Here is a 15,211-nt window from a genome sequence, read left to right on the forward strand (position 1 = left end):
CGCGGCTACGGCTGCGGGTCGCTGCCGGAGCGGCGCTGGAGCCACGCCTCGATCAGGGCCTTCTGGTCGCGGCCCGAGACGCCTTCGACGATCAGCGAGTCGTCGCCCTCGGTGAGTTCGACGCGGCGGGCCTGCGCCCGCTGGCGCCATTCGCTCACGAGGCTGACCATCGTGTTGAGGGCCGCCCGGGAGAACACCCCGGTGACGAGCAGGGCCCCCAGCGTGGTGGCCGTGCCGCTCTTGGCGCCCGCCGGGGCCGCTCCGCCCTCGGGGCGCGCGACGGACTCGGCGGCGTCGAGCAGCAGCAGCTCCTCGCCCAGCTCCCGGGTCAGGGTGTCCAGTTCTTCCGCGTCGCCGTCCGTCGTCTCGACGGCTACGGCGATCTGCATGGGTCGCATGGAATGGTCCCCCCGTTGCGGTGCGGCCGATCTCCAGCTTGGCACAGAACGACCGCCGCCAGCACCCTCGTTCGCCGCTCGGCGAAACGTCCGCGGGGAGCGTCCTCCCGGAACGTCCGCGCGGAACGTCCTCGCGAAGAGGCCCGGTCGAAGGTCTAGAAGACCGACTCCGCCTCGTGCATACGGTTCTCCGGGACGCGCTTCAGCTGCGTCACGGCCTCCGCCAGCGGAACCATCTCCACCGCCGTCCCGCGCAGCGCCGTCATCCGGCCGAACTCGCCGCGGTGCACCGCCTCCACGGCGTGCCACCCGAAGCGCGTCGCCAGGACGCGGTCGTACGCGGTCGGCGTGCCGCCGCGCTGGACGTGGCCCAGGATCACCGGGCGGGCCTCCTTGCCGAGGCGGTGTTCCAGCTCCGCCGCCAGGCGGTTGCCGATGCCCTGGAAGCGCTCGTGCCCGAACTGGTCGATCTCGCCCTTGCCGTACTCCATCGAGCCCTCGGCCGGGTGCGCGCCCTCGGCGACGCAGATGACCGCGAACTTCTTGCCCCGGGAGAACCTCGCCTCGACCATCTTCACGAGGCTGTCCACCTCGAAGGGCCGCTCCGGCAGGCAGATCCCGTGCGCGCCGCCCGCCATGCCGGACTCCAGCGCGATCCAGCCGGCGTGCCGCCCCATGACCTCGACGACCATGACGCGCTGGTGCGACTCCGCGGTGGTCTTGAGGCGGTCGATCGCCTCCGTCGCGACCATCACGGCCGTGTCGAAGCCGAACGTGCGGTCCGTCGAGTAGATGTCGTTGTCGATCGTCTTGGGGACGCCGACGACGGCCATCCCCGCGTCCGACAGCAGCCGGGCCGCCGTGAGCGTGCCCTCGCCGCCGATCGGGATGAGCGCGTCGATGTCGTACCGGCGGGCCAACTCCGCGCAGTTCTCGGCCGCTTCCCGCAGCCGGTCGCGCTCCAGGCGGGCCGAGCCGAGGATGGTGCCGCCCCGGGCGAGGATGCCGCTGACGGCGTTCAGGTCCAGCGGGCGGAAGTGGCCGTCGAGGAGTCCCTTGAAACCGTCCTCGAAGCCGATGACTTCGTCGCCGTACCCGGTCATGGCCCGGTGAACGACCGACCGGATCACTGCGTTCAGGCCGGGGCAGTCGCCGCCCGCGGTGAGGATTCCGATACGCATCGTGCCGTGTCTCCCGCTCGCTAGTGCTGTGCTTCAGTGCCGTGCTTCCCGGGGGCGGGCCCTCCGCACCCCGCGCATGAGCCGCTTCCGATACTCCCACGCGGGGTGCGCGGCGCACGCATCCGGACACCCCGAGTCCAGCGGGTGGACCGGCGGCGCCCGGGGCCGGTCCCGCCGACCGCCGCGAGACGGGCCTAGGGCCTGTCCGGCGGATCTTCGTGGATCAGCCCGCGGCGTCTGGTGCCGTGCCTCGCAAGGCGGAGGACCGACCACGTACTGGATGTACTTGGTCGGTCCGACAACGCCGCGAGGTGCGGTGCCAGGCGTCGCGGGCCCACGAAGATCCGCCGGACAGGCCCTAGCCGTACCCGGAGGTATTGTCAAGAGGGAATTGCCGCCCCACCACATCCTCACCGACATGGACAGGAGAGCACGCGTGACGCGCAGCGTGTACGTGACCGGGATCGATCGCGGGGACGGCCGGCAGGTCGTCGAGCTGGGGGTCATGGAGCTCCTGACCCGCCAGGTGGACCGCGTGGGCGTCTTCCGCCCGCTGGTGCACGACGGCCCGGACCGGCTCTTCGACCTGCTCCGCAGCCGTTACCGGCTGTCGCAGGAGCCCTCCGAGGTGTACGGCCTCGACTACCACGAGGCGACGGCGCTCCAGGCCGAGCGGGGCACGGACGAGCTGGTGTCGCGCCTGGTGGACGGGTTCCACCGGGTGGCGCGGGAGTACGAGGTCGTCCTCGTCCTCGGCACCGACTTCGCCGCCACCCAGCTCCCCGACGAGCTGTCGCTGAACGCCCGGCTGGCGAACGAGTTCGGCGCGTCGGTGATAGCGGTGGTGGGCGGCAAGGACCAGTCCGCCGAGTCCGTACGGTCCGAGGCGCGCAACGCGCACCGGGCGTACGAGGCGCTCGGCTGCGACGTGCTGAGCGTCGTCGTCAACCGGGTCGCCGCCGAGGACCGGACGGCCATCGCCGAGGGGCTGGTGTCGCAGCTCCCGGTGCCCTGTTACGTCCTGCCCGACCAGCCCGCGCTGGCCGCCCCGACGGTCGCGCAGATCACCCAGGCGCTCGGCGGCGAGGTGCTGCTCGGGGACGACGCGGGCCTGGCGCGGGACGCGCTGGACTTCGTGTTCGGCGGGGCGATGCTGCCGAACTTCCTGGGCGCGCTGACCCCCGGCTGCATGGTGGTCACTCCGGGCGACCGCGCCGACCTGGTGGTGGGCGCGCTCGCCGCGCACTCGGCGGGCACCCCGCCGATCGCGGGGGTGCTGCTCACGCTGGACGAGCGGCCCGCGGAGCTGGTGCTGACGCTGGCGTCGCGGCTGGCGCCGGGCACCCCGGTGATCTCGGTGGCGGGCGGTTCGTTCCCCACGGCGACCGAGCTGTTCGGCCTGGAGGGCAAGTTGAGCGCGGCGACCCCGCGCAAGGCGGAGACCGCGCTGGGGCTCTTCGAGCGCCACGTCGACACGGCGGACCTGCTGGCGCGGATGTCGGTGGCGCGCAGCGGCCGGATCACCCCGATGATGTTCGAGCACGAACTGCTGGAGCAGGCCCGGTCGTCCCGCCGCCGGGTCGTCCTGCCCGAGGGCTCCGAGGAGCGTGTGCTGCGCGCGGCGGACGTCCTGCTGCGCAGGAACGTCTGCGACCTGACGCTGCTCGGCGACCCCGACGTCATCCGCAAGAAGGCCGCGGACCTGGGCATCGACCTGAGCGCCCCGTCCACGCAGTTGATCGACACGGCCACCTCCGACCTGCGCCGGCGCTTCGCCGAGCGGTACGCGGGCCTGCGCGCGCACAAGGGCGTGACCGTGGAGCTGGCGTACGACGTGGTGGCGGACGTCAACTACTTCGGCACGCTGATGGTCGAGGAGGGCCTCGCCGACGGCATGGTGTCGGGCTGCGTGCACTCGACGGCGGCGACGATCCGGCCCGCCTTCGAGATCATCAAGACCAAGGAGACGGCGTCGATCGTCTCGTCGGTCTTCTTCATGTGCCTCGCCGACAGGGTGCTGGTGTACGGCGACTGCGCGGTGAACCCGGACCCGGACGCGGAGCAGCTCGCGGACATCGCGGTCCAGGCGGCGGCCACGGCGGCGCGGTTCGGCGTCGAGCCGCGCATCGCGATGCTCTCGTACTCGACCGGCACGTCCGGTTCCGGCGCGGACGTGGACAAGGTGCGGGAGGCGACGAAGCTCGTCCGGACGGCCCGCCCCGAGCTGCGGATCGAGGGGCCGATCCAGTACGACGCGGCCGTGGAGCCCTCCGTGGCGGCGACCAAGCTGCCGGACTCCGAGGTCGCCGGCCAGGCGACGGTCCTCATTTTCCCGGACCTCAACACCGGGAACAACACCTACAAGGCCGTGCAGCGTTCGGCCGGCGCCGTCGCGGTCGGGCCGGTCCTCCAGGGGCTGCGCAAGCCGGTCAACGACCTGTCGCGGGGCGCGCTCGTGCAGGACATCGTCAACACGGTCGCGATCACCGCGATCCAGGCCCAGGACGGAACGGCATGACGGACTCCCCCACCTCCCTCGGCTCTCCCGACTCCCCCACCCGGGTTCTCGTTCTCAACTCCGGTTCCTCGTCGCTGAAGTACCAGCTGCTGGACATGGCGGACGCGAGCCGCCTCGCCGTCGGCCTCGTGGAGCGCATCGGCGAGGCCGACCCCCGGCTCGTGCACACCCCGCGTTCGGGCGGGAAGCGCGAGCGTACGGGCGGTTTCGCCGACCACGCGGCGGCCCTCGCCGCCGTGTCCGAGGAGCTGGCGGCGGACGGCCTCGGCCTCGACTCCCCCGCGCTGGCGGCCTTCGGCCACCGGGTCGTGCACGGCGGGTCGCGGTTCGGCGAACCGGTCGTGGTGGACGACGGCGTGGAGGCCGAGATCGAGCGGCTCGTACCGCTGGCGCCGCTGCACAACCCGGCGAACCTGACCGGCATCCGTACCGCCCGGGAACTGCGGCCCGACCTGCCGCAGGTCGCCGTGTTCGACACGGCCTTCCACCGGACGATGCCGGAGTACGCCGCCCGCTACGCCATCGACGTGGCGACGGCGGACGAGCACCTCATCCGCAGGTACGGCTTCCACGGGACGTCGCACGCCTACGTCTCGCGTAAATGCGCCGCGCTGCTGGGCAAGGACCCGGCCGACGTGAACGTGATCGTCCTGCACCTGGGCAACGGCGCGTCCGCGTCGGCGGTCGCGGGCGGGCGGTGCGTGGACACCTCGATGGGAATGACCCCCCTGGAGGGGCTGGTGATGGGCACCCGATCCGGTGACATCGATCCGGCCGTTCCGCTTCATCTCCAGCGGGCGGCGGGAATGTCCGTCGACGAGACCGATGAACTTCTCAACAAGAGAAGTGGTCTCACCGGCCTCTGCGGGGACAACGACATGCGCGAGATCCTGCGCCGTTCCGACGCCGGTGACCAGCGCGCCCGGCTCGCTTTCGACGTCTACATCCACCGGTTGAAGAAGTACATCGGCGCGTACGCCGCCGTGCTCGGCCGGGTCGACGCGGTGGCTTTCACGGCCGGGGTCGGGGAGAACGCGGCGGCGGTCCGGGAGGCCGCCGTCGCAGGTCTGGAGCCCTTGGGTCTCTCGGTGGACCCGGAACGCAATACCGTACGTTCCGACGAGCCGCGGATCATCTCGCAGGACGGTGCGCGGGTCGTGGTGGCCGTCGTCCCGACCGACGAGGAGCTGGAAATCGCGCAGCAGACTTTCGCGCTGGTCGGCACGGAGAACGTACGAAAGAACGAGATTCGCACACCTCTCTCCTGAGCGGCCCTCCGCCCATTTGTACTTTCCACCAGACGGAATATTCCGCGCTGAAACAAACCGATAGGATCCGCCTCATGCGCCGTTCCAAAATCGTCTGCACACTGGGTCCCGCCGTCGACTCGTACGAGCAACTGAAGTCGCTCATCGAGGCCGGAATGAATGTGGCCCGCCTGAACATGAGCCACGGAAGTCACGCCGAGCACGAGGAGCGGTACCACCGCGTCCGTCAGGCCGCCGCCGACACCGGTCGCGCCGTCGGCGTGATGGTGGACCTCCAGGGCCCCAAGATCCGCCTGGAGACCTTCGCCGAGGGTCCGGTCGAGCTGGTCCGGGGGGACGAGTTCACCATCACGACCGAGGACGTCCCGGGTGACAAGTCCATCTGCGGCACCACCTACAAGGGGCTGCCCGGGGACGTCGCCAAGGGCGACCAGATCCTGATCAACGACGGCAACGTCGAGCTGCGGGTCGTCGAGGTCGAGGGCCCCCGGGTCAAGACCATCGTCATCGAGGGCGGGGTGATCTCCGACCACAAGGGCATCAACCTGCCCGGCGCGGCGGTGAACGTGACCGCGATGTCCGAGAAGGACGTCGAGGACCTGCGCTTCGCGCTGCGGCTCGGCTGCGACATGATCGCGCTCTCCTTCGTGCGCGACGGTGACGACATCCTGGACGCGCACAAGATCATGGACGAGGAGGGCCGCCGGGTCCCCGTCATCGCCAAGGTCGAGAAGCCGCAGGCCGTCGAGAACATGGCGAGCGTCGTCGCGGCGTTCGACAGCATCATGGTGGCCCGCGGTGACCTGGCCGTCGAGTACCCGCTCGAAAAGGTCCCGATGGTCCAGAAGCGGCTCATCGAGATGTGCCGCCGCAACGCCAAGCCGGTGATCGTCGCGACCCAGATGATGGAGTCGATGATCACCAACTCCCGCCCCACCCGCGCCGAGGCGTCCGACGTCGCCAACGCGATCCTGGACGGCGCGGACGCGGTCATGCTCTCCGCCGAGTCCTCGGTGGGCGCGTACCCGGTCGAGACGGTCAAGACGATGTCGAAGATCGTGGTCGCGGCCGAGGAGGAGCTGCTCTCCAAGGGCCTCCAGCCGCTGAACCCGGGCCGCAAGCCCCGTACGCAGGGTGGTTCCGTCGCCCGCGCGGCCTGCGAGATCGCCGACTTCCTGAGCGCGAAGACGCTGGTCGCCTTCACGCAGTCCGGTGACACGGCCCGCCGTCTGTCCCGCTACCGCGCCGCGCAGCCGATCCTGGCCTTCACCACGGACGAGTCGACGCGCAACCAGCTCTCGCTGAGCTGGGGCGTCGAGTCCTTCATCGTGCCGTGGGTGAACAGCACGGACGAGATGGTCGACCTGGTGGACGTGGAGCTGCTCAAGCTCAAGCGCTACAACGACGGTGACATCATGATCATCACCGCCGGTTCCCCGCCCGGCGTCCCGGGCACGACCAACATGGTCCGGGTGCACCACCTGGGCGGCCAGAGCCGCGACTGACCGTCGCGCCGGCCGCGTTCGCCGAGCTTGTACGGCTGTGGGCCGCACCCCGGATCGGGGGGCGGCCCACAGCCGTGTGCGGCGGTACCCGGTGGCTGGTGCTCTCCGCTCGTACGGTCAGTTCGTGACGTAGTTCTTGAGGTGCGGGATCGTCAGCGTGCCGCCGAACTGGCCCGCCTGGAGGACGGTGACGTCCGTGAAGAACGCGAACGGGATGTTCAGCGGGGGCGGGGTCGCCGGGCTGAAGGTGATCGGGATCAGCCCGAAGAGGTTGCCCTTCAACTGCTCCGTGTACATGGTGACCTCGGCGCCCCGGATGGTCGACGTGGTGCCCGGTCCGCCCGTCGTGTGGCCCACGCCGCCCGCGGGGTGGATCCAGCTCTGGTGCAGGTCCTTGATGTCCAGGGACGAGGCGGTGAACTTGAGCACCTTCTTGAGCTCGCCGCCCGCCGTCTCCACCTCCACGATGCCGTGGTAGTCGAGGCCGTTGAGGGTGAGCAGTGAACTCTTGAGCGTCCAGGGCTCGTTGGCGAGCCGGGGGATGCCCGGCTCCAACTCGGCGTTCGCCAGGGCCTCGGGGTCCGCGGTCGGGCAGGGGAACGGTTCCTTGCCGTCCGCGCCCTCCGGGATCTCCTCGTCCTCGCGCGCGTCGAGCCCCTTCGCGTCCTTGTCCAGCTCCTCCACCGTGGCGCCGGCCTTGTCGGCGGCCTCCTTGATGGCGTCCTCGGTGGACTTGGCGGAGTCATCTGTGCCGCTGCCGGCGGGCTCGGTGGGCCGGTCCGGTTGCGCGGTCGGCCCGGACGTCGGCTCGGACGTCGGCTCGGACGTCGACTCGGACGTCGACTTCCCGCTGGACGACCCGGTCTCCGACGGGGTCGGTACGGGCTGCTCCGGCGGCGGTGTGGTGGTGTCCGGTGCCGGCGGGGGCGTCGACTTCTTGCCGCCGAGGAGGTCGCCCAGCACGTCTCCGAGGCCCAGCGGGTCCAGCGGGTGCGCCGACTTCGTGGGCGTGGGGGTGGGCGTGGCCGTGGGCTTCACGGTGGGCGCAGTGTCCCCGTCCTGGGGCGCGTCGGGCGGCGGCGCGTCGGGCGGCGGCGTCACGGGGGCCGAACTCGCCGACGGATGCGGCTCGGTGGCCGTACCGCTCCCGGTGGGGGTCGGCCCCGGCGTGGCCGAGTCCGACGGGTCGACGGACGCCGACGGCGACGGCGAGCCGCTCGGCGACTCCGAGGGCTCGGGCTCGTCGGAACGTGTCACGCACGGCCCCGGCAGGAAGGGGATGTCCTGACTGTCACTGGCCAGCGCGAGGCGGGGGGTGAGCCCCATCCCCACGAAGACCGCGGTCGGCATCGCGGCCAGGGCCATCGCCTTGCCGGCGGGTATCTGGAGCTTGGTCAGAAGCGATTTCCTGGGCGCCGCGTGGCGCGGCCCCCGCCGTACCGGGGGGTTGTCGTCCCCGGCCGCGGTCCACCGCGTGGTGTCACCCCGCACTGTTCCTCCCGCCCTTGGCCTCGGCAGTCGTTTCCGTCGCGTTCGGTTCCGCCCCTTCGCGCGGGGCGGGGAAGAGGGGGGCGCGGGTGCCGTCGGGCTCCGGGGCCCACTCGTCGTGGCGTGTGGCGGTGTCGTACGGCTCGGCCAACTCGTCGTAGTGCTCCTCGTCCGGCTCCTCGGGCACGGGGTGCTTCACGGGAACCCAGGCGAGCGCGAGCCCGCCTCCGACGAGTGCGAAGAGGTAACCGAGCAGGAAGCCGCCGAAGTTGGAGATGGGGATCGAGACCAGGGCCAGCAGGATCGCGGCGACGCCGGAGAACACCCGGACGAGGCTGTGGTACCACATCGTCAGACCCAGGGTGACCAGCAGGACACCGATGATCAGCGAACCCGCCCCGGCCGTGGTGGACATGGCCAGCGTGAGGTTGCCGAGCTTGAGATTCCCGTACGGGAAGTAGGCGATCGGGATTCCGCCGAGGAGGGTGAACAGCCCACCCCAGAAAGGGCGACTGCCACGCCACGCCCGGAACCGAAGCCGCCAGTAGGTGAATCCGCGGGGATCTGTGGACTCGGCCTTCATGGATGCAGCTCCCTGGGAGGTGTCACGTGGTGAGAGGGGTCCGAGCGAGCCGGACAACCGGGCCAGCGCCGCGGGGATCCGACCCGCTCGGGGCAAACAACTACGGAATGTCCGGGAAGCACTCGTCGTTGCCGAGGCTCAGCCGCAGGCTGAGGTTCGGCAGAGTGAAGGAGCCGGCCGTGGTCGCCCACGCCGTCTGCCTGACACCGGTCAGCGTGGCCGTCTTCGCCTGCTGGCCGAAGCCGTAGGGGGCAGCGGGCGAGACGCCCTTCTCGTCGGTCCTTCTGCCCGGCAACTGAAGGTCCTTGGCCGGCAGGCCGATCTCCATGTGGTCGAACACTGCGTTGTCGACATTCAGTGACGCGACATCAAGGTACAGGTTGTCCGCGACAACCTTCTTGTCGCCGAATCCGGCCTGCAACCTCAGGGTGACAGTGCCCAGGATCGGCACGTTCGGTGTCACCACGGACTGACACATGTCGGTGATCGTCGCCGACTTGAAGCCCGAGACGACTACTGGGTAGTTCTTCTCCGGACCCGGGGCGACACCGCCGTACTGCACCATGTTCTGGCCGACCAGTTCGGACGCCTTCACCTTGAAACTCTGCCCCGACACACTGAACGACGCTGCCAGCGCCCCCTGTGCGAGAGCGACACCGATCGCGGCCGTGGCGGCCACACTCGGCACCATGACGACGGCGAACCGCCGCCATCTGGTCCCGCCACGGACTTGGGCTGGGGACTCCATGTATTTCCTCCTTCTCGGACGTACATCTCCGGATCGGGTCTGGCCCGTCCTGGGATGGGAGAAGTGCTACGTCCTCGGGAAGGGGAGCGCCCGGATCGGGTGGGCGGGCCGCACCGTGCGGACCACGTCCGATTCTCCGGCGATCACCCCCGAGCGACAACCACTGGCCACGCCTTCGCGCAACCTCTGGACAGGCCCTGCCCGTGAGCAGGAACCCCCCTGTCCGGGCCGGCGGCGGTGCCGCCGGTCCACTCGGCGGGGAACCCTCGACCGGCGGGCGCGGCTGGTTGCCGTGCCGGTGCGGTATTGGACCGAGCGTCGCCGATCGTCGTGCATTCACGAGCTCTACACAAGGGGGCTCGTTACTGGCTAGTAACGGCGAGATAACCGGCCCGCGACCCAGCGATGCCGCCCGGCCACTCAGGGTGCCCCGGGCGGGGGCGACAGAAGGGAGCAAGGGACCCAATAACCGGACAGAGCAAGCCCGTTGATTTACTCGCAGTAACAGCAGCCGCGTTTGCCAAGTTTTAGCAAAACGCGGCTGCTGCGTGTGTGACTCCCCCGGAAGTGGAATTTCGTTACCCGGAAGCCACCCGAACGGGCCGCCGTGGCGGTGTCAGAACAGCACCCTCGCCAGCGCCTGACGCGCCGCCGTCACCCGCGGATCGTCCCCGCCGATGACCTCGAAGAGCTCCAACAGCCGTACGCGCGCCGCGTCCCGGTCGTCGCCCGCCGTCCGGCGGACCGTCTCGACCAGCCGGGAGAACGCGTCCTCCACATGCCCCCCGACGAGGTCGAGGTCGGCCGCCGCGATCTGCGCCTGCACGTCCGCCGGCTTGGCCGCCGCGTCCTCGCGCACCCGCTGGGGGTCCATGTCCCGGACGCGCGTGAGCAGTTCGGCCTGGGCCAGGCCCAACTTGGCCTCGGTGTTGCCGGGGTCGTCGGCGAGCACGTTGCGGTACGCCTGCGCCGCCCCGCCGAAGTCGTTGGCGTCCAGCGCCTGTACGGCCGCTTCGAGCAGCGCGTCGTACGGCCCGACCGGGACGGCCGCCTCCGGTGCGTCCGCCGCCGCGCCCTCCGCGTCCGCGTCGACGGCGATCCCGGTGAGGCCGAACCGCTCCTCGCCGACCTGGATCAACTGGTCGAGGGTGCCGCGGATCTGGGCCTCGGGGGCCGCGCCCTGGAAGAGGGGCAGCGCCTGGCCGGCGACCACCGCGAAGACGGCGGGGATGCCCTGGATGCCGAACTGCTGCATCAGCATCTGGTTGGCGTCGACGTCGATCTTGGCGAGCACGAACCGGCCGTTGTACTCCCGCGCCAGGCGCTCCAGCACCGGGCTGAGCTGCTTGCACGGCTCGCACCACTCGGCCCAGAAGTCGATGACGACCGGGACCTCGGAGGAGCGCTGGAGGACGTCGCGTTCAAAGCCGGCCTCGTCGACGTCGATCACCAGGCTTGAGGGGGGTACGGCGGCGGTCCCGCCGTGGCGGGCGGCCTCGGCGCGAGCCTGCTCCGCCTTCGCCTTGGCCTCACCGGCCGCCTTCACCGCGGCGAGGTCGACAACGCCGCTCATGGACATGTTCCTAGGCTGCATGAGTACATCCTCCCCCCTCCGCGCACGCTTGAGAAAAGCGGCGTGTACACCCATTCCTCCCGGTGGCCTCCGCCGCGGGCCGAACGGCGCTATGGCACGGCTTCCGGCACCGTTCGCAGCCTAACTTTCACCCGCGGGACGCAGGCCGGATCCCCGCCGTGAACTGCCTCACAGCAGGTCACCGCCCGACCACCGGCAGCTGCCGCTACCGGCCGCAGCGCACCTGCGCGGACTTCGCCGGCACCAGCCGTACCTTCCCCGCGGGGACTTTGAGCGGTTCACCGGCACGCCGGTCCCACAGGACGGCGTCGCCGCCCGCGACGCCGAAGGCCAGGTAGGGACGGGCGGGGTCGAACCGGGGCCCCTCTCCCGGGAGGGAGGCGAGCGGGACGGTGGGTTCGACGCAGGTCCACGCGGGCTCGACGCCGTAGTAGTGGGGGGCCTCGTGGCCCTGCCGGGCGGCCTTCTCCGTAAGGGAGGCGGCCTCCTCGGCCGAGTCCATGGCCAGACTGCCGCCCGCCACCAGGAACGCCGCCAGGATCGTGACGTACATCAGCCCGCCGACCCGTTCGCCCGGCACCACGTAGTGGTAGTGCTTGGCGATACCCCACACGGCGGGCACCAGCAGGACCGGCATCAGGAGCGTGACCAGGCGCAGCGCCGAGAGGAACTGCCACATCGGGGGCACGTCGAGGTCGCCCGGCGTCAGCTGGAGGGAATCCGCGTAGAGGGCGTGCAGGACGGACCCCGCTCCAACAAGGCTGGAGATCAGCAGGGTGGCGGTCAGCGGAACGGCCCAGGTGGCCCATTCTCCCCAGGTCCACTGCCGCACCAGCAGCCACAGGCCGGTCAGAAGGGTCAGTCCGTAAAGCAGCCGCACCCCGCCCGTCTCGGTCAGGCCCCCCTCCTCTCCCAGAGTGAAGAGGAGAGCCATCGCGATGATCCCGGCAGCCATCGCCGTGTTCAGCCAGCGGCGGCCCAGGTCAACGGTCCCGCCGGCCGACAGCGCCCCGCACCCCGCGACCAGCGCCACCGCCACCCAGAAGTAGCGGCTCCCGCCGTTCTGTCCCGCCGAGATGGCCGCGCTCGACACCAGGACCAGCGTCCCGATCGAGAACACGGCCATCCGGCGGTCGAACTGCCGCTCGCGCCGCATCCGCGCCGGGCGCTTCCAACGCCCGTCCATCGGCCGTACGGCGACCGCGCGTGGCGACCCGCCGTCCAGCCCCGCGCGGGCGAGCCTGAACGCCTCCCCGGGTCCTCCGGTCACCTGCGTACCGGCGTCGAACACGCCCATCCGGGCCAGCCGCCGGGCCACCCGGGCCAGCCGTCCCGCACGGTGGGCCGTCGAGTACGCCAGCCATTCGGTCAGCATCTCGCTGTCCCGGTCGAGCCGGTCCGCCCGCCGTACGTACATCTCCAACTGCGCCGCTCGCGCCGCGTTCCGTACCTGCCAGGTGGCGCCGCGCTCGGCCCGGCGGGCCGCACCGTACAACCGGATCTCGACGCGGTAGACCCGCGCCGCCGCATCCGCGCTCAGGATGCCCGCCGACGCCCCCTGCCCGCGCGGCTCGTGACCGACGACCGGCCAGCCGTGCGCCTCGAAGACGCTCTCGGCCTCCGCCCAGTCCCGGGAACCCCCGCGCACCTCTATCAGTGCCAGCACCCGCTGGTCGTACCGGACCCTCGCCGCCACGGCCCTCTCTCCCCCCGTCGAGAGCCGCCGACCCTACCGCGCCAGACGCCCCAGCAGCGACGACGCCGCGGCCACCCCCACGGCGGCGGCGAACACCAACACCCCGAAGTCCAGCAGCAGATGGTGGGAGGACGTCCCGAGCAACAGGCCTCTCAGCGCGTCCACCTGGTAGCTCAGCGGGTTGATCCGGCTGATCACCTGGAGCCAGCCGGGCATGATCGCCACCGGGTACAGCGCGTTGGAGGCGAAGAACAGCGGCATGGTGATGGCCTGCCCGATGCCCATCAGCCGGTCACGGGTCAGCACGATCCCCGCGATCGACATCGACAGGCACGAGAAGAAGGCCGAACCGAGGATCACCACGACGGCCACGCCGAGCAGCCGCAACGGGTTCCAGGTCAGGCCGACGCCGAGCGCCGCGGCGATGACGATCACCACGACCGCCTGGATCAGCGCCTTCACCCCGGCGGCGAACGCCTTGCCGGTGATCAGGGCGGATCTGGGGGTGGGGGTGACGAGGAGTTTGGTGAGGACACCCGCGTCCCGCTCCCAGATGATCATGATCCCGTAGAAGATCGCGATGAACATCGCGGACTGGGCGATGATGCCGGGCGCCAGGAAGTCCAGGTAGGGCGTGCTGCCCGTCGGGATCGCGTGGATCCGGGTGAAGGTCTCGCCGAAGATCAGCAGCCACAGCGCGGGCTGGATCGCCCGCGTGTACAGCTCGGTGCGGTCGTGGCGGAGCTTCTGGAGCTCCACCGCGCACATCGCGCCGACCCGGGCGAGCAGGACCCGCCAGCCGGTGCGGGGGCGCGGCGGGACGAGGAGCAGGTTGAGCTTGCTCAGGTCGGGCTTGCTCCCAGGAGCTGGGGCCCCGCCCTGGCCCCCGTCGCCGTCAGCCGACACGGGATGCGGTGCGCCGGGTCGTACGGACATCGCGGAAGTCCCCTCCCTCCTCGTCCAGGCCGCTGCCGGCCACGTCCCGGAAGACGTCCTCCAGCGTCGGCAGCGGGTCCTTCCCGGTCGCGGCACCGGACGCCACCCGCCGGGCGCGCAGGTCGCCGCGCAGCTCGCCGGGGGTGCCCAGCGCGTGGATCCGGCCGCGGTGCATCAGCGCGACGCGGTCGCAGTACTGCTCGGCCTCGTCCATGTAGTGGGTGGTGACAAGAACGGTCATGCCGGTCGCCTTCCGTACGGCGGTGATGTGCTCCCACACGCTGGTACGGGCGATCGGGTCGAGGCCGATCGTCGGCTCGTCCAGCATCAGCAGGCGGGGCGCGCTGACGAGGGCCTGGGCCAGTTCGAGCCGCCGGATCATGCCGCCGGAGAACGTCTTGGCCATCCGGTCGGCCGCGTCGGTGAGGTCGACGGCCGCGAGGGCCTGCGCGACCCGTTCGGCGCGCTCCCGGCGGGGCACGTCGAAGACCCGGGCGAACAGGGTGACGTTCTCCCGGCCGGTCAGCGTGGCGTCGGCGGAGAGCTGCTGGGGTACGTAGCCGAGCAGGCGGCGTACGGCCATGGGCTCCTTGGCCGCGTCGTGTCCGAACACCCGGACCATGCCGGCCGGGACGGGCAGCAGCGTGGTGATGCAGCGGATCGCGGTGGTCTTGCCCGCGCCGTTCGGCCCGAGGAGCCCGAAGACCTCGCCCGCCCCGACGGAGAGGTCGAGGCTGTCGACGGCCTTCGTCCCGTTGAAGGAGTAGTCGAGGCCGTCACAGGTGACGGCGTCGGTCCCGCTCGTCTCTTCGGCCTTGTCCTCGGTCATGTGCGCTCCCCCTCCTCCTGAAGGTTCCGGGCGAGTCTGTTCAGCGCGGGGATCGCCGCCGCGAGGGCCTCCCTGTCCTCCACCGTCAGCCGCTCCAGCTGCTCGCGCATCAGCGCGGCCCGCCGCGAGGCCCAGGCGGCGAGCCGCGCACCGGCCTCGGGAGTGGGCAGCAGTACGGCGGAGCGCCGGTCGTCCGGGTCGGTCTCGCGGCGCAGGTAGCCCGCGCCGCTGAGCTGGTTGACGAGCGTGGAGACGGAGTTGTTGGCGAGGCGCAGCTCCCGGGCGGCGGCCGACACCCCGATGCCGGGGCGCGCCGCGACCAGCCGCAGCAGCTCGATCTGCGCGCCGCGCATCGGCGAGACGTCCAGCTCGCGCCGCAGACGCCGGCGGACGAGCCGCTGGACGCCGGCCAGCGCGTCGGCGAGGGAGTCCGCGTGGTCAGTGGTCATACCACCTACATTAGCTCT

General features: G+C 71.1%; 13 protein-coding genes. 3 read left to right on the forward strand and 10 right to left on the reverse strand.

Annotation, left to right across the window (positions count from 1 at the left end; translation table 11 throughout):
- Positions 1 to 5: 5 nt before the first annotated feature.
- Positions 6 to 389 (reverse strand): hypothetical protein, encoded by a 384-nt coding sequence (locus HA039_RS10045; protein ID WP_167026909.1) that lies wholly within the window; start codon positions 387 to 389, stop codon positions 6 to 8.
- Positions 390 to 553: 164 nt separating this feature from the next.
- Complete coding sequence (locus HA039_RS10050) at positions 554 to 1,579, reverse strand: ATP-dependent 6-phosphofructokinase (protein ID WP_167026912.1); 1,026 nt, start codon at positions 1,577 to 1,579, stop codon at positions 554 to 556.
- Between the two features lie 436 nt (positions 1,580 to 2,015).
- Between HA039_RS10050 and pta the strand changes: the two genes are divergently transcribed.
- From pta to pyk, 3 genes are all read left to right on the forward strand, one after another.
- Positions 2,016 to 4,097, forward strand: coding sequence for a phosphate acetyltransferase (pta, locus tag HA039_RS10055; RefSeq protein WP_167026915.1), 2,082 nt, complete (start codon positions 2,016 to 2,018; stop codon positions 4,095 to 4,097).
- Positions 4,094 to 5,365, forward strand: coding sequence for an acetate kinase (locus tag HA039_RS10060; protein ID WP_167026918.1), 1,272 nt, complete (start codon positions 4,094 to 4,096; stop codon positions 5,363 to 5,365). Before pta ends, HA039_RS10060 begins: the two co-directional genes overlap by 4 nt.
- Before the next feature lie 74 nt (positions 5,366 to 5,439).
- Positions 5,440 to 6,870 (forward strand): pyruvate kinase, encoded by a 1,431-nt coding sequence (gene pyk / locus HA039_RS10065; RefSeq protein WP_167026921.1) that lies wholly within the window; start codon positions 5,440 to 5,442, stop codon positions 6,868 to 6,870.
- A gap of 117 nt (positions 6,871 to 6,987) precedes the next feature.
- On the opposite strand, the gene HA039_RS10070 is transcribed toward pyk, so the two are convergent.
- The 8 genes from HA039_RS10070 to HA039_RS10105 form a co-directional block, all read right to left on the reverse strand.
- Complete coding sequence (locus tag HA039_RS10070; RefSeq protein ID WP_167026924.1) at positions 6,988 to 8,361, reverse strand: hypothetical protein; 1,374 nt, start codon at positions 8,359 to 8,361, stop codon at positions 6,988 to 6,990.
- Positions 8,351 to 8,941 carry a DUF6114 domain-containing protein gene (locus HA039_RS10075; RefSeq protein WP_167026927.1) on the reverse strand — a complete coding sequence of 197 codons (591 nt, stop codon included), beginning with the start codon at positions 8,939 to 8,941 and terminating at the stop codon, positions 8,351 to 8,353. The genes HA039_RS10070 and HA039_RS10075 overlap by 11 nt, the downstream gene beginning before the upstream one ends.
- 100 nt (positions 8,942 to 9,041) lie before the next feature.
- The gene (locus HA039_RS10080) at positions 9,042 to 9,689 is read right to left on the reverse strand and encodes a DUF6230 family protein (protein ID WP_167026930.1); all 648 of its coding nucleotides are present in this window, start codon (positions 9,687 to 9,689) and stop codon (positions 9,042 to 9,044) included.
- 616 nt (positions 9,690 to 10,305) lie between these two features.
- Complete coding sequence (locus HA039_RS10085; RefSeq protein ID WP_167026933.1) at positions 10,306 to 11,283, reverse strand: tetratricopeptide repeat protein; 978 nt, start codon at positions 11,281 to 11,283, stop codon at positions 10,306 to 10,308.
- Between the two features lie 205 nt (positions 11,284 to 11,488).
- On the reverse strand, positions 11,489 to 12,979 hold the full coding sequence (locus HA039_RS10090; protein WP_167026936.1) for a hypothetical protein: 1,491 nt from the start codon (positions 12,977 to 12,979) through the stop codon (positions 11,489 to 11,491).
- A 33-nt stretch (positions 12,980 to 13,012) separates the two neighbouring features.
- Positions 13,013 to 13,915, reverse strand: a complete 903-nt coding sequence (locus HA039_RS10095; protein ID WP_167026939.1) for an ABC transporter permease — start codon at positions 13,913 to 13,915, stop codon at positions 13,013 to 13,015.
- Positions 13,875 to 14,744 (reverse strand): ATP-binding cassette domain-containing protein, encoded by an 870-nt coding sequence (locus HA039_RS10100; RefSeq protein WP_167026942.1) that lies wholly within the window; start codon positions 14,742 to 14,744, stop codon positions 13,875 to 13,877. The genes HA039_RS10095 and HA039_RS10100 overlap by 41 nt, the downstream gene beginning before the upstream one ends.
- Entirely contained in the window at positions 14,741 to 15,193 is a 453-nt protein-coding gene (locus HA039_RS10105; RefSeq protein ID WP_167026945.1) for a MarR family winged helix-turn-helix transcriptional regulator, read from the reverse strand. Before HA039_RS10105 ends, HA039_RS10100 begins: the two co-directional genes overlap by 4 nt.
- Positions 15,194 to 15,211 lie beyond the last annotated feature (18 nt).

This window comes from Streptomyces liangshanensis (genome assembly GCF_011694815.1).
Classification (GTDB): Bacteria; Actinomycetota; Actinomycetes; order Streptomycetales; family Streptomycetaceae; genus Streptomyces; species Streptomyces liangshanensis.

Coding starts and splice junctions, on each gene's coding strand:
- HA039_RS10045 (WP_167026909.1), bottom strand. CDS start 389: ATGCAGATCGCCGTAGCCGTCGAGACGACGGACGGCGACGCGGAAGAA.
- HA039_RS10050 (WP_167026912.1), bottom strand. CDS start 1,579: ATGCGTATCGGAATCCTCACCGCGGGCGGCGACTGCCCCGGCCTGAAC.
- HA039_RS10060 (WP_167026918.1), top strand. CDS start 4,094: ATGACGGACTCCCCCACCTCCCTCGGCTCTCCCGACTCCCCCACCCGG.
- pyk (WP_167026921.1), top strand. CDS start 5,440: ATGCGCCGTTCCAAAATCGTCTGCACACTGGGTCCCGCCGTCGACTCG.
- HA039_RS10075 (WP_167026927.1), bottom strand. CDS start 8,941: ATGAAGGCCGAGTCCACAGATCCCCGCGGATTCACCTACTGGCGGCTT.
- HA039_RS10080 (WP_167026930.1), bottom strand. CDS start 9,689: ATGGAGTCCCCAGCCCAAGTCCGTGGCGGGACCAGATGGCGGCGGTTC.
- HA039_RS10085 (WP_167026933.1), bottom strand. CDS start 11,283: ATGCAGCCTAGGAACATGTCCATGAGCGGCGTTGTCGACCTCGCCGCG.
- HA039_RS10095 (WP_167026939.1), bottom strand. CDS start 13,915: ATGTCCGTACGACCCGGCGCACCGCATCCCGTGTCGGCTGACGGCGAC.
- HA039_RS10100 (WP_167026942.1), bottom strand. CDS start 14,744: ATGACCGAGGACAAGGCCGAAGAGACGAGCGGGACCGACGCCGTCACC.
- HA039_RS10105 (WP_167026945.1), bottom strand. CDS start 15,193: ATGACCACTGACCACGCGGACTCCCTCGCCGACGCGCTGGCCGGCGTC.